Origin of the sequence: Sinorhizobium sp. NFACC03 (assembly GCF_900103435.1) — a bacterium.
Taxonomy (GTDB): Bacteria; Pseudomonadota; Alphaproteobacteria; order Rhizobiales; family Rhizobiaceae; genus Ensifer.
The window spans coordinates 131679-144915 of record NZ_FMXF01000008.1 but is presented as its reverse complement, the minus strand read 5'-3'; the positions used below and the strand labels follow the sequence as shown (position 1 = coordinate 144915).

The following is a 13237-nucleotide window of genomic DNA, read 5'->3' as shown; positions in this document are numbered from 1 at the left end:
CAGCCGCTCACAGACCGGAAAGCACGTCGTCGAGCGTCGACAGCATGAAATCCGCATTTTCGCGGGTAAACGGCATCGGCGGACGGATCTTGGTCGTGCACTGGTGGATGCCGAGCTTGCCCATCAGCACGCCGCGTTCGCACATGTCGTTGATCACCTTGGTCGCGATTGTACTCGCGGGCGTCTTTTCAGCGCGATCGGTGACGAGCTCCGCACCGAAGAACAGTCCGCTGCCCCTGATGTCGCCGATCATTCCATGTTTGTCCGCAAGCCGGGCGAGGCCGGCCTTGGCATAGGCGCCGACTTGGGCGGCGTTCTCGATGAGGTTTTCGTCTGCGATCACATCGAGCACGGCCATGGCCGCCGCGCAGGAGACCGGATTGCCGCCGAAGGTGTTGAAGTAGCGAAACGCTTTGCGGAAGGCGTTGAGCGTTTCGGTGCCCGCAACGACGCCGCCGATCGGATGGCCGTTGCCCATCGGCTTTCCAAGCGTGACGATATCGGGAACGATGCCTGCCTTCTGGTGCCCCCACATATGATCGCCGGTGCGGCCGAAGCCGGGCTGGACTTCGTCGGCAATGACGAGCCCGCCCGCCTTTCTGACGGCGGCGACGGCGCCGTCGAGAAAGCCGGAGGGCAGTTCCGGAAAGCCTTCGTTGGCGAAGAACGGATCGATGATCAGCGCCGAGAAACCGTGGGGGCTTTGCTGAAGCGAGGCGATCGCCTGCTCGACCTTGGCGGTAAAGGCTGCGGCAAAGGGAGCACCCGGCTCGCCACCGAGCGGCCGGTAGCTGTCGGGCGCCGGCACGTGTCGCACATGGCCGCCGAAGCCGCCGACCGGCGGCATGCGGGTCGAGAGCTGCGACACGGCGGTCGTGTTGCCATGATAGGTATGGTCGGTGGCGATCACGCCGGTCCTGCCGGTCACCGCCTGGGCCATGCGTAGCGCGACGTCGTTCGCCTCGCTTCCCGTGCAGGTCAGGATCGCCGTGTCGAGGCTATTGTCGAAGGTCGCGGTCAGCCGCTCGACATAGTCGAGAATGCCTTCGTGCAGGTAGCGGGTGTGGGTATTGAGCGTCGAGGACTGCCGCGTGATCGCCTCGGTTACCCGTGGATGGCAATGGCCGACATGCGGCACGTTGTTGTAGCAGTCGAGATAGCGGCGCCCCTCGGCGTCATAGAGCCAGACGCCTTCGCCGCGCACGAGATGCACCGGTTCGTCGTAGAACAGCGACATGTTGCGCCCGAGCAGCCGCTCGCGGCGCGCGATCAGATCCGCGTTGTCGGCCATGGTCCTATCCCCTCGCGGCGGTGAGGCCGGCGTCGAGGGCCGCGAGAATGCGGGCGACGTCGTTTGCGGTCACGATCAGCGGCGGCGACAGGATGACGTTGGCGCCCGAGGTCCTGACCATGACGCCGGCGTCATAGGTCACGTCCTGAACTTTCTGAACCTCGTCCTTTGCTACGCCTGACTTCTTCTCCCGGTCGGAGACGAGCTCGATCGCGCACATCAGCCCCTTGCCGCGCACGTCGCCGATCAGTTCATGCCGGGTCTTCAGCGCCTCGAGACCGGCGATGAGTTCGTCACCGCGCACCTTCGCGTTCGCCGCCACGTTCTGCTTGCTCGTTTCCTTCAGCGTCGCGAGCGCTGCGGCAGCACCCACCGGGTGGCCGGAATAGGTGTAGCCGTGGCCGATCGAGCCGGCGGCGGTGCGGTCGCTCTCGAAGACTTCCGCGACCTTGTCGGCGATCATGACAGCGCCGAAGGGATAGTAGCCATTGGTGATCGCCTTGGCCGTCGACATGAAATCCGGCTTCACGCCAAAGAGACGCGAGCCCGTCCAGGCGCCGGTACGACCGAAGGCGGTGATCACCTCGTCGGCGATGAGAAGAATGCCGTGGCGGTCGCAGATCTCGCGCATCAGCGGCATGAAGGTTTCGTGCGGCACGATCACACCGCCGGCGCCGAGCACCGGCTCCATGATCAGCGCAGCGATCGTATCTGCGCCCTGGAAGGCGATCTCGTCCTCGAAGAGCCGCGCGATCGCCTTGGCGATTGCAGCGCCATCGGTCGTATCGAACGGGTTGCGATAGGTATAGGGCGCCGGCAGATGATAGACGCCCGGCAGCAGCGGCTCGTAGTTGCGGCGGAAATTGGCGTTGCCATTGACCGAGGCGCCGCCGAAATGGGTGCCGTGATAGCCCTTCTTCAGCGCGACGAATTTGGTGCGCTCGGGCTGGCCGTTGAGCTTGTGGTACTGGCGGGCAAGCCGCAGGCAGGTCTCGACGGAATCCGAACCGCCGGAGGTGAAGAAGGAGCGGCTGAGGCCATCCTCGCGGAACCATTCGGCGAGCTCGTAGGAAAGCTCGATCAGCGGCGAATTGGTGGTGCCGCGAAAGGTCGAATAGTAGGGCAGTTCGTCGAGCTGATGGCGGATCGCCTCCTTCACCGGTTCGCAGGAATAGCCGAGATTGACGTTCCAGAGGCCGCCGACGGCATCGAGCACCTTCTTACCATGGATGTCGACGATCTCGACGCCTTCGCCGGCATTGATGATGCGCGGTGGCGTTGCCTGCATCTCGGCCGGATGCGCCATCGGATGCCAGAGATGGCGGGCGTTGTTCTCGATGAGGAAGTTGGTTTCGCGCATGGTCATGCTCCTGTCAGTTCAAGGCCGAGCATCTGAAGCGCTCTGGCATAGCTTTCTGCGGGTCGGGTGACGTCGAAATGGACGTGAGGCAGGCCGACGGCCCGCGCACCCTCGATGTTCTTCAACTGGTCATCCACGAAGACGCAGGCTTCGCGCGGCAAATTGAGCTGGCTCAGCACCAGCTCGTAGGCACGCGGGTCCGGTTTCAGGATATTGGTGTAGGTGGCGTCGACGATCGTCTCGAAGAGCTCGATCAGCGGGAAGCGCTTACGGAACGCGACGCCATAGAAGAGGTCGAGTTCATTTGAGAGGATCGCGAGCCGAATGCCGGCCTTATGGGCGGCGACGATCGCGTCGCGCGTCTCGGGCCGGAGCACCAGTTCCGGTTCCGCCCCACGCGCCCGCTGCACGAAGGTTTTCATGTCGCTCCAGTCTTCGCCAAGCAGACGGCCGACTTCGCGGGTGCGTTCCGTCCAGTAGTCCCGTTCGGTGATTTCGCGCCGCTGCATGGCGGCCCAGAGCGGGTCGGTTGCGGGGTCGAAGGGACCGCGCCACGTAAGAGTGCCGGGCGCGAGCCCGAGCGCACGTTCGGTGATGTCGTGGGTTTCGAACAGCGTGCGGGTGACGACGCCGCCGAAGTCGAGGATCAGCGCCTTGTCGGTCATGGTGTTCGTCATGGCCGGCCCTCGGGCACGATGCCGCGCGCCACCCAGTCGTCGAAGATCGCAAGCGCGGCTTGCGAGAACGCCGGCGCATTGATGTGGCTGTCGACCTCGTGCAGGGCGACGCCTGAGGGGATCTGCCGGCGCATCTCCTCGATGAAAGCATCGAGTGCGTCCGGTTCGTAGAGCGGCTCGTCGGGTTGGTCCCATTCCTGGATCCCCTTGAGCGGCAAGATGAAAGCGACTTCCGCGCTGATGCCGGCAAGCTTGCCGCCGATGACGCGGGCGATCTCGCGCCGCCCCTCCGACGAGGTGGTCACCGAGCCGAGCAGCCGGTTGTGGGCGTGATAGGGGCGGTCGGCAAAGGCTTGCGGAACCGGTTGCCAGGCCGGCAGGTCGACCATGTCGACGGCGCCTGGCGCGACGATCTGTGGGATTCCGGCACGTCCGGCATTCTCCAGCCGGTCGGGCCCTGATGTGACGACAGTTCCGTGGTGATGGTTGCTGACCTCCTGAATGCAGAAGTCAAAAACCGCGGTAAAGCCCTTCTCAGCCGCGATCGCCTCGAAGGCGCGGCCGCCCATGCCGGTCGAATGGAAGACAGCGACGTCATAGCCGCGGCGTTCGAGTTCGGGCTTCAGGTATTTCATGTATTTGAGGCAGCTCGACCCGAGCGAGGTCATGCCAATCAGCGGCCGCGTCTTGTCCGGCCTGGTGCCGAAACGTGCGGCACCAACGACCGCGCCACAGGCCTGGGAGAGAACCGAGCGGCAGATGCCGTTGAGGCCGTAGAGGCCGCCGGCCCACAGGATCATCATCAGGTCGGGCGCAATGCGCTCGGGCGGCAGCAGGTGCGAATAGGCGATGGTCGAGACGATGAATTTCGGCACGCCGAGCGGCAGGGCCGCAGCGACGTCGAGGGCGAGATCCGTGCCCATCGAGCCGCCGAGGATGATGACGCCATCGGCCTGCCCGGCCTCGTAGAGCGAACGGGTGAGGGCGGCCGCCCCCTCTGCCATCAGCGCCATGGCGCTGTGTTCGTCGCCGCTGGCGGCGATTGCCGCTATGGTGACGCCGGCCGCTTTGGCGATGTCGTGACGGGAGTATTCAGGCACATAGGGCGGATCACCGAGAATGCTGACGTCCATCATCACAGGCATGCCGCCGGCTTCGCGGATGACGGACGCCATGAACTGGAGTTCGTCGCATTTGGTGTCTCCCGTACCCACGACCAGGATATTGGGGAGACGGTTCATGGCATTCATCAGCCGGCCCTCCTTGCCAGCGGATCGGCAGCAACCTGCTCCAACCCGAACAGTCTTTCGGAAATGCGTCTCGCCGCCGCCATCGCGGCGCGCCCCATCTTTTCCACCGTCTCCTTGTCGGCCCGCGTTGCGGGGGCTGCGATGGCGATCGCGCCGACCGGTGTGCTGCCTGGCGCGCGGATCGGTGCAGCGACACTGACGACGCCGGTTTCGAGCCCGTGATGGCAGATCGAGTAGCCGCGCCGCAGCGTCTCGCCCAGGGTCTGGCGCAGGACTGCGGGGTCCGTCAGCGTCTGATCGGTAAAGGCCTTGAGCGGCGCCGACAGGGCCGCGTCGATGTCCTTCGGCGGGCAGAAGGCAAGGAAGCCAAGGCCGGACGCGGTCGCGTGGAAAGGCAGGATGCTCCCGACATCGACGATGACGCGGTGGGCCCGCTGCGAGTCCTCCACGTGAACAGTCGAAAGGCGGCCGGCGGCGTATTCAGAAAGGTGAACGGTCTCGCCCGCTAGGCTCGCAAGCTCCCGGGCGAAGGGGATCGCCACGCTCAGATACGGGAAGCGCGCCTCACGGATACGGGCAAGCCGCACAGGCGCTCCGCCCAGACGATAGCGCCGGGTCTCCGCGTCCTGCTCGACAAAGCCGTGCTTTTCCAGTTCGACGAGAAAGCGCCGGGCAGTTGCCTTGTCGAGCCCGCAATGCCGCGCGATATCGCTGAGACCTGCTTCCTTCTCGAGCCGCGAGATCGCGTCAAGCAAAGTCAGGGCCTTACCGATGGTGCTCATCCATTCCTCCGTCGTTGAGCGCCGTCGCAAGTCATCTCTGCCTGTTCCCTTTCATGGGGCGGTGCGTCCGCCTCGTGGTTTGTCTCTGGCCGAGATACTTAACATGCAAAATAACTTGACAGGGCCGAACGCTTTTTGCAAGTCTATATTTGAAGCTAAGGTTCATATATTGAACCGAAAGACTTGCGCGGCCAAGACAAAAACAAATCCCCGCGCTTCAAGTCCGCTTCAGGGAGCTGCCGCCGGAGAGAAGGACCGGAGGCGAAAAGGCGTTCGCGCCAACCAGGGGAGCTTAAGACTATGGACAATCCATCTTCGCCCGTGACCGGAGCGAACCAGTTGCGCAAGAACGCCCTTGGCGTCGGCGCGGTCACCTTTCTCGTCGTCTCTGCTGCCGCACCTTTGACGGCCGTCGCCGGCGGCGTTCCGCTGTCGATGTTGCTCGGAAACGGCGCCGGCATTCCCGGCACCTTCCTGCTCGTCACGTTGATCCTGCTGTTGTTTTCCATCGGCTACGTCGCCATGGCGCGGCATATCCGCAATGCCGGCGCCTTCTACGCCTATACGGCCCAGGGCCTTGGCGGGTTGATGGGCGGTGCCGCGGCGATGATCGCCATCCTCGCCTACAACGCCATGCAGATTGGCGTCTTCGGCCTGTTCGGGGCGGCGACGGCGGGGCTCTTCGCCGGCTTAGGGGTCGATCTGCCCTGGTGGGTCTGGACGTTCGTGGGCATCGCCGCCGTCGGCGTGCTCGGCTATCGCCGGGTCGACCTCTCGGCCCAGGTGCTGACCGTCCTCGTCATCCTCGAATATCTCGTCGTGCTCGTCATCGATATCGCGATCCTCGCCAAGGGCGGCGACAGCGGGCTGACGGCGGTCTCGTTTACGCCCACGGCCATTCTGTCCGGCTCGCCGTCGATCGGCATTCTCTTCTGCTTTGCCGCCTTCATCGGCTTCGAGGCGACGACGATCTACAGTGAAGAAGCCCGCGAGCCTCACAAGACGGTGCCGCGCGCGACCTATATCTCAGTGCTGATCATCGGCGTCTTCTACATGTTCACCTCCTGGCTGATGGTGAATGCGGCCGGTGCCGACAAGCTGGTGCCGGAACTGCAGGGCCTTGCCGATCCGACCACCTTCCTCTTCGGCCTTGCCGAGCGTTATGCCGGCGGCTGGTTGCCGCCGCTGATGAACTTGCTCTTCGTCACCAGCCTGTTCGCCGGCGTGCTGGCGTTCCACAACGGTGTCGCCCGTTATCTCTACGTCGCCGGCCGCGAACGGCTGCTGCCCGCCTCGATCGGCGTCACCCACCCGGTCTACCACAGCCCGCATGTCGGCTCGCTGATCCAGACCGTCATCGCCGTCCTCGTCGTGGCACTCTTTGCGGCGACGGGTCAGGATCCGGTGCTGGCGCTGTTCTCGTGGCTGACGAATGTCGGCACGCTCGCCGTCATGACGTTGATGGCCTTCACCGCCTTCGCGATCGTCGCCTTCTTCAGCCGCAATCCCGGCCTCGAACGGAACCCGCTGGTGACCAAAGTCATTCCCGTCGTCACCGGCCTGATCCTCGTTGCCGTCATCATCGCGATTGCGGTCAACTTCGGTGACCTGGCAGGCGCCACCGGCATGCTCGCCGTGTTCCTGCCGGGCCTTGTCGTGATCTTCGGTGTTATCGGTCTGGCGCTTGCGGCATCGCTGAAGTCGGGCAATCCGATCGAGTTCGCCCGCCTTGGCGCAGGCCAGGAGATCTGATCGCTGCCCTGCCGTTCCCGGAACGACGCCAATCGGCTTCCGTCCGGAACTGCGTATCACCTAAGAAGGGATGGCGGACCCTCCGCCGTCCCGGCAATGCAAACGGGACCAGACATCATGCAGGACAAGATCGACCAATTGCGTAGCCTCGCCGTCGAGGGCCAAAAGCTGTTCATCAACGGCCACTGGCAGGAGAGCTTGTCCGGCGAAACGCTCGACGTCGTCTCGCCGATCGACGGCAGCCACCTAACGACGATAGCAGACGCGGGCGCGTCCGACGTCGACGCGGCGGTCCGTGCCGCGCGCGCCGTTTTCGAAAAAGGAAGCTGGTCGAAGGCGGCTCCGGCGTTCCGCAAGAAGGTGCTGACGCGCATTGCCGAAATCATCGAAGCGCAGGCGCTGGAGCTTGCGGTCCTTGGCGTGCGCGACAATGGCACCGAAATTTCGATGGCGCTGAAGGCCGAGCCCGGCAGCGCCGCCGGAACCTTCCGCTACTATGCCGAGGCGCTCGACAAGGTCTATGGCGAAATCGCGCCGACCGCCGACAACATTCTCGGCCTCGTGCATCGCGAACCGATCGGCGTGGTCGCCGCGATCGTTCCCTGGAATTTCCCTTTGATGATCGGCGCCTGGAAGATCGCGCCGGCGCTCGCCGCCGGCAATTCCGTGGTGCTGAAGCCGGCGGAGGGCGCCTCGCTCAGCTTGCTCAGGCTCGCCGAAATCTGCGCCGAAGCCGGCCTGCCGGAGGGCGTTCTGAATGTTGTGACCGGTCGGGGTGCGACGACGGGTGAGGCTATCGGGCTGCATGGCGATATCGACGTGCTCGCCTTCACCGGCTCGGGCGGTGTCGGCCGCCGGCTGCTCGAATATTCGGCGCGCTCGAACCTGAAACGCGTCTATCTCGAACTCGGCGGCAAGTCGCCGAACGTCGTCTTCGCCGATGCGCCGGATCTCGATCAGGCCGCGCGCATCTCGGCCTATGGCATCTTCCGCAACTCCGGCCAGGTCTGTGTTGCCGGTTCACGGCTGCTGGTCGAGCGCTCCATTCACGAAGCCTTCGCGGAGAAGGTGGCAGCGATCGCGGCAGGTATGAAGGTTGGCGATCCGCTGCTTCTTTCGACCGAGGCTGGAGCGATTTCGAGCAGCGTCCAGCTGAGCAAGAACCTCGATTTCGTCCGTGAAGCGGAAGTGGAAGGCGCGCGCCTGCGTTGGGGCGGCAAGCGCATCCTCGAAGAGACTGGCGGCTATTACATGCAGCCGACCGTCTTCGACATTCAGCCTGAAATGAAGCTGGCGAAGGAAGAGGTCTTCGGGCCGGTACTTGCAATCATTCCCTTCGACGACGATGCCGACGCACTCCGGATCGCCAATGCGACGGACTACGGGCTGGCTTCCGCAGTCTGGACCGCAAACCTGTCGCGCGCGCACCGGATGGTGCGCGGCATCCGCGCCGGCGTCGTGCACGTCAATACCTATGGCGGCGCCGACAACACGGTGCCGCTCGGCGGCGTCAGGCAATCGGGCAACGGCCACGACAAGTCGTTGCACGCGCTGGACAAATACACCGATCTGAAGACCGCCTGGATTCAGCTCTGACCGGGCTTGCAGGGACCGGGGCCGGACGACCGCGCGTGTCTGTTAGGACCGTGCTATCCGAAGGCGAGTTCGAGATTTTGCCGGTCTCGCGCCACCACATGGCATTTGGTCTCGAAACCCTCGCCGGCGACGACCAGAACCAGCTCCGGTGGTATGCCGGCCGAGTTCGAAACCGTGACCGCAGCGCCATCGGCACCAAGCGACCGGATAGTGCACTCTATCTTTGAATGCCTGTCGTCGAAAAGAATGGTGCCGGCTTTCAGTACGCGCTGACGAGGACCCAGCGGATAGCCGACTTCGAGACTGCTCCACTCGACGCAGCGGTTCCGTCCGCTGGCCTTGGCGAGATACATTGCCGCGTCCGCCTGGGCGAGCAATGTACCGATCTCCCTGCTCTTGAGCGATAGCGCCGATGTGCCGAAGCTCGCGGTGACTGCAAGCTGACCAAAGTCTCCGTGGATTGTTTGAGCGGCAATCGCTGCCCGCAGCTTTTCCGCTGCGGCGAGTGCGCCGTTCGCGTCGACGTGCGGCAGCATGATGGCGAACTCCTCGCCGCCGAGCCGCCCGAACAGATCGCTTGCCCGCAGATTGGACTGGCAGACGGCGCTCACGGCCTTCAAGACCTCGTCTCCTGCCGCATGCCCGTGCGTGTCGTTGACCCGCTTGAAGTGGTCGACGTCGAGGACGATGCACGACACGTCGTGCTGGTGCCTTATGGCGAGCGAAATCAGCTTGTCCGCCTCCTCGCGGAAGGCGCGGCGCGTCAACGTGCCGGTGAGCCCATCCGTCGCGGCCGACCGGAGCAAATCGATCCGGTCCATCGCCACGCCCGCCAGTTCGGTCAGGATCGTCAGGTCTTTGTCGGTGAAGTGTCTCGGCGCGCGGTCGATCGCGCATACGGTCCCGACCGTATGACCATCCCGCGTCTTGAACGGAACGCCTGCGTAGAACCGAACATGTTCCGGGCCGGTGACGGCGGGATGTCGCGAAAACCGCGGATCCTGCGTGGCGTCGTGCACGACAAGCGGTTCCTCGGAGGCGACAACATATCGGCAGAAAGTGTCTTCCCGGGGAACTTCGTCGAATGCGAGCCCCGAGCAGGCCTTGTACCATTGTCGATGTGCGTCGACCAAAGAGATGATGCCGATGTCGATCGCGAAGATCTGCTTTATCAGCCGCACGATCCGTTCAAGGCCTTGATCCTTCGGCGTGTCGAGAATGTCGAGATGTCCAAGGGCGATCAGGCGATCGAATTCCCTGCCTTTCGCGTCCGTCGTCGGCCGTCCGGCTGGCTCAGCAACCACCATTCCGTTTTCCTTTCTCATTGCGCGCCAAGCAAATAGAGCGTTTTACGGAAAAAACAAAAGCCACTGAACAGCACGTGGATGTGGATTGCCTCGGCTCTTTGGCGAAACGTCCGTCAATGGGCCGTGTTCATGTAGGCGGGGCGAGACCCCGCCCACGCCTAGCCGCCGAAACTTCCGAGCTGCGTCGGCACATGCACGTAGTTGCGATCGAAATAGAGCAGCGCATTGCCGTCGCTGCGCGAGCGGATGCCGACGACCCGGCCGATGAGGATGTGGTGTGTTCCAAGCAGCCGCGCCTCGGCGAGTTCGCAGTCGAGCGAGACGATGGCGTCTTTGACCGCGAAGCTGCCGGATTGCATCTCGACCCAGTCGGCCGCGGCATAGCGGGCCGCCATATCCTGCGTCGCGCCGGCGAAGTGGCTGGCGAGATCCCTATGGTCGTGGCTGAGCACGTTGACGCAGAAGCGCCGGTTGTCGATGAAAAGGCCGCATTGGGTGGAGTTGCGGTTCATGCAGACGAGCAGCGTCGGCGGCTCGTCGGTCACCGAGCACATGGCGGTGGCGGTGAACCCGCCGCGTCCGGCGGGTCCGTTGGTGGTGATGACGTTGACCGGCGCGCAGACCCGCGCCATCGCGTTGCGAAACTCCGTCTTCGAAACGAGCGGTTCCATGACGGGCCTCATTCGGCGGCGTTGCGCAGAGCGGCCGCATCGTCGAGCGGCGGAAGCCAGGTGCTGCCGGTCCAGCCGTTCTCGTCATAGTCCGCCATGCACTGGTCGACGAGCGCTTCCATCTCCTTGAGACGCCCGCCGCGTTCGGCCCCTTTCAATACCTGCAGCCGCACCTCTTCAGGCGCGCCGGCATAGTTGAGTTCGTAGAGCGCGTGGCGTCCGCCGAACTCCGTGCCGGTCGCGTCCCAGAGCAGTTTCATGATCTTGATGCGCTCGATGTGCCCCATATCGTTAGAGCCGCGGACATATTGCGCCAGGTAACGATCGATCTCGGGATTGCCGAAGTCGCGCACTGATGAGGGCAGGTAGATGAGGCCCGAGGCGATAACCTTGCGGATCGTCTCGATCACACGCGGGTAGGCCTCCGACATGAAGGTTCGATAGGAAAGCGCGGCTTCCAGATTGGGAAGCACGGCGCCATCGGCCCAGGGGATGGGATTGTGGGCCATGGCGTTGGAGAAGCTCCAGAACATGTGGCGGAGCGCGATGACCTCGCCGAGTGCTGCCTGATTGCCGCGGAGGGCGTCGCCGCCGGTTGCACGGAGCGCCTTGGCAAGCAGACCGGCGAGGAAGTCGAGTTTCACGGCGAAACGGGTACAGCCCTGGAAGCAGTAGCCGTGCATAAAGCCGGAAGCCGGGTGGAAGGAAAGGATCTTGGCGGCATCGCGCAAGACCAGGACGTCCTCCCAGGGCACGAAGACGTTGTCGAGCACTAGGATCGCATCGTTCTCGTCGAAGCGCGACGACAGCGGATAGTCGAAGGGATGGCCGACGGTGTTGGCTGTCTGCTCGTAGGAGACGCGGCAGAACATCTTGATCCCGGGCGCGTTCATCGGAACGATGAACATCACCGAGAGCGAGGGATCCTCCGTTACCGTCGCCGAACTTTGCGCCAGGAAATTATAGTGCGTCAGCGCCGAAGAGGTCGCGACCACCTTGGCACCGGAGACGTAGATGCCGGCGTCCGTTTCCTTGGTGATGTGGACGAAGACGTCCTTGACCGCATCGGCCGGCTTGTGGCGGTCGATCGGCGGGTTGACGATCGCGTGGTTCATGAAGAGCGCCGCTTCCTGGGCGCGTTTATGCCAGGCGAGCGCGTTGTCCTTGAACGGGCCATACCAATTGGCATTGGCGCCGAGCGTGTTCATCAGCGCCGCCTTGTAGTCGGCGGTGCGGCCCATCCAGCCATAGGACATGCGTGCCCATTCGGCGATCGCGCCCTGCTGGGCGGCAAGATCGGCGGAGGAGCGGGCGACGCGGAAATATTTGTGGGTGTAGCCGCCGGACCCCGTGTCGGTCGGCGCCGTCAGGATGTCCCTCTTTGCCGGATCATGCAGCGCGTCATAGAGCCTGGCGAGCGACCGGGCGGAATTGCGCATCGCCGGATGGCTGGTCACGTCCTTGATGCGTTCGCCGTTGATATAGACCTCGCGGCCGTCGCGCAGGCTTTCCAGATATTCGGCGCCGGTGAAGGGCCGCGTCCTGTCGGCGCGGAAATCCTCTGCTCTCATTTTCTCCTCCTTGAGTTTCGTCAAGGCTAGGCGTTGAAATCATTGGCCGCCATGGACAGAATGGCAAAATGACTTGTACTTTTTTCGGTGGGCCATGACCGACGCCATTCCAAGTTTCTTCGTCTACGGTGAACCGGAGCAACAACTCGAACCCGGATTTTTCCATGTCGAGACGGTGATGGCGCGGCGTAACCTGCATCAGGGACAGGTGAAGGCGCATAAACACGATCAGATGGGGCAGATCACCTTCTGGATGAGCGGCCGCGGCACCTATTTCATCGACGACAGGCCATTGGACTTTTTGGCACCGGCCGTCAGCTTCGTGCCGAGCGGCATCGTGCATGGTTTTTCCGTCGATCCTGAGACGAGCGACGCGGTCGTCGTCTCGGTCGCCGATGGCGCGCTGCTCTCGATCCGGGAGAACACCACGCTTCCTGTTGATGCGCCGGTCATGATCCGTGGCGACGGCGAGGACCGGGGCTGGCGCCGTCTTGCCGAACTGCTCGATATCGTTGCCGACGAATATGCCGGCGGTGCGCCCGGCACCCAACAGATGCTCGCCTCGCTGGTCGCCGCCGTCCTCACCCAGATCGCCCGTCTGGCATCCGCCACGCCATCTCCGGCCCAGCCGTCGCAGGCGATGCTGGCGGCTCAGCTGCGCCGGCTTATCGATTTGCACTTCCGGGAAAACTGGAGCGTCGCGCAATACACCGACGCGCTGGCAACGACACCGCATCTCATCGCCAAGGCGAGCAGGGACGCCTTCGGCATGCAGGTCAAGGAGCTCATCAACGAGCGTCGATTGCTCGAGGCCAAGCGCCTGCTGCTCTTCACCGTGCGGCCGCTGGAAGACATCGCCTATGAAATCGGCTTTGCTGATGCCGCGTATTTCTCGCGCTTCTTTCGCCTGAGGGTCGGTGAGGCGCCGAGCGACTGGCGCCGGGCGCGGGTGAACTCGCCCGCAGCCGGCTAACCGTCCA

General features: G+C 63.9%; 11 protein-coding genes. 3 read left to right on the top strand and 8 right to left on the bottom strand.

Annotated elements, in window-relative coordinates; genetic code table 11:
* Positions 1–7 precede the first annotated feature (7 nt).
* The 5 genes from BLU35_RS13540 to BLU35_RS13520 are packed head-to-tail and all read right to left on the bottom strand — an operon-like array spanning position 8 to position 5360.
* A complete protein-coding gene (locus BLU35_RS13540; protein ID WP_093233400.1) occupies positions 8–1291 on the bottom strand; it encodes an aspartate aminotransferase family protein in 1284 nt (427 codons plus the stop codon).
* A gap of 4 nt (positions 1292–1295) precedes the next feature.
* Positions 1296–2651, bottom strand: coding sequence for an aspartate aminotransferase family protein (locus BLU35_RS13535; protein ID WP_093233399.1), 1356 nt, complete (start codon positions 2649–2651; stop codon positions 1296–1298).
* 2 nt (positions 2652–2653) lie between these two features.
* Positions 2654–3328, bottom strand: a complete 675-nt coding sequence (locus BLU35_RS13530) for an HAD family hydrolase (RefSeq protein WP_440638727.1) — start codon at positions 3326–3328, stop codon at positions 2654–2656.
* Positions 3325–4578: a Tm-1-like ATP-binding domain-containing protein gene (locus tag BLU35_RS13525; RefSeq protein WP_058327635.1), complete on the bottom strand. Its 1254-nt coding sequence runs from the start codon at positions 4576–4578 to the stop codon at positions 3325–3327. The genes BLU35_RS13530 and BLU35_RS13525 overlap by 4 nt, the downstream gene beginning before the upstream one ends.
* Positions 4578–5360 (bottom strand): IclR family transcriptional regulator, encoded by a 783-nt coding sequence (locus BLU35_RS13520; protein WP_093233398.1) that lies wholly within the window; start codon positions 5358–5360, stop codon positions 4578–4580. The genes BLU35_RS13525 and BLU35_RS13520 overlap by 1 nt, the downstream gene beginning before the upstream one ends.
* A 300-nt stretch (positions 5361–5660) precedes the next feature.
* Between BLU35_RS13520 and BLU35_RS13515 the strand changes: the two genes are divergently transcribed.
* Positions 5661–7112 (top strand): APC family permease, encoded by a 1452-nt coding sequence (locus BLU35_RS13515; protein ID WP_093233397.1) that lies wholly within the window; start codon positions 5661–5663, stop codon positions 7110–7112.
* Positions 7113–7229: 117 nt separating this feature from the next.
* Positions 7230–8708: an aldehyde dehydrogenase gene (locus BLU35_RS13510; RefSeq protein WP_093233396.1), complete on the top strand. Its 1479-nt coding sequence runs from the start codon at positions 7230–7232 to the stop codon at positions 8706–8708.
* A 53-nt stretch (positions 8709–8761) separates the two neighbouring features.
* Here BLU35_RS13510 and BLU35_RS13505 read toward each other — a convergent pair whose 3' ends face one another.
* The 3 genes from BLU35_RS13505 to BLU35_RS13495 form a co-directional block, all read right to left on the bottom strand.
* Positions 8762–10015: a sensor domain-containing diguanylate cyclase gene (locus tag BLU35_RS13505; protein WP_093233395.1), complete on the bottom strand. Its 1254-nt coding sequence runs from the start codon at positions 10013–10015 to the stop codon at positions 8762–8764.
* Positions 10016–10173: 158 nt separating this feature from the next.
* Complete coding sequence (locus tag BLU35_RS13500) at positions 10174–10686, bottom strand: flavin reductase (RefSeq protein ID WP_093233394.1); 513 nt, start codon at positions 10684–10686, stop codon at positions 10174–10176.
* An 8-nt stretch (positions 10687–10694) separates the two neighbouring features.
* The gene (locus BLU35_RS13495; RefSeq protein ID WP_093233393.1) at positions 10695–12257 is read right to left on the bottom strand and encodes a 4-hydroxyphenylacetate 3-hydroxylase N-terminal domain-containing protein; all 1563 of its coding nucleotides are present in this window, start codon (positions 12255–12257) and stop codon (positions 10695–10697) included.
* 94 nt (positions 12258–12351) lie between these two features.
* Here BLU35_RS13495 and BLU35_RS13490 point away from each other — a divergent pair, with 94 nt between their 5' ends.
* Entirely contained in the window at positions 12352–13230 is an 879-nt protein-coding gene (locus BLU35_RS13490; RefSeq protein ID WP_093233392.1) for a helix-turn-helix domain-containing protein, read from the top strand.
* Positions 13231–13237: the final 7 nt, after the last annotated feature.

Coding starts and splice junctions, on each gene's coding strand:
- BLU35_RS13540 (WP_093233400.1), bottom strand. CDS start 1,291: ATGGCCGACAACGCGGATCTGATCGCGCGCCGCGAGCGGCTGCTCGGG.
- BLU35_RS13535 (WP_093233399.1), bottom strand. CDS start 2,651: ATGCGCGAAACCAACTTCCTCATCGAGAACAACGCCCGCCATCTCTGG.
- BLU35_RS13530 (WP_440638727.1), bottom strand. CDS start 3,328: ATGACGAACACCATGACCGACAAGGCGCTGATCCTCGACTTCGGCGGC.
- BLU35_RS13525 (WP_058327635.1), bottom strand. CDS start 4,578: ATGAATGCCATGAACCGTCTCCCCAATATCCTGGTCGTGGGTACGGGA.
- BLU35_RS13520 (WP_093233398.1), bottom strand. CDS start 5,360: ATGAGCACCATCGGTAAGGCCCTGACTTTGCTTGACGCGATCTCGCGG.
- BLU35_RS13515 (WP_093233397.1), top strand. CDS start 5,661: ATGGACAATCCATCTTCGCCCGTGACCGGAGCGAACCAGTTGCGCAAG.
- BLU35_RS13510 (WP_093233396.1), top strand. CDS start 7,230: ATGCAGGACAAGATCGACCAATTGCGTAGCCTCGCCGTCGAGGGCCAA.
- BLU35_RS13505 (WP_093233395.1), bottom strand. CDS start 10,015: ATGGTGGTTGCTGAGCCAGCCGGACGGCCGACGACGGACGCGAAAGGC.
- BLU35_RS13500 (WP_093233394.1), bottom strand. CDS start 10,686: ATGGAACCGCTCGTTTCGAAGACGGAGTTTCGCAACGCGATGGCGCGG.
- BLU35_RS13495 (WP_093233393.1), bottom strand. CDS start 12,257: ATGAGAGCAGAGGATTTCCGCGCCGACAGGACGCGGCCCTTCACCGGC.
- BLU35_RS13490 (WP_093233392.1), top strand. CDS start 12,352: ATGACCGACGCCATTCCAAGTTTCTTCGTCTACGGTGAACCGGAGCAA.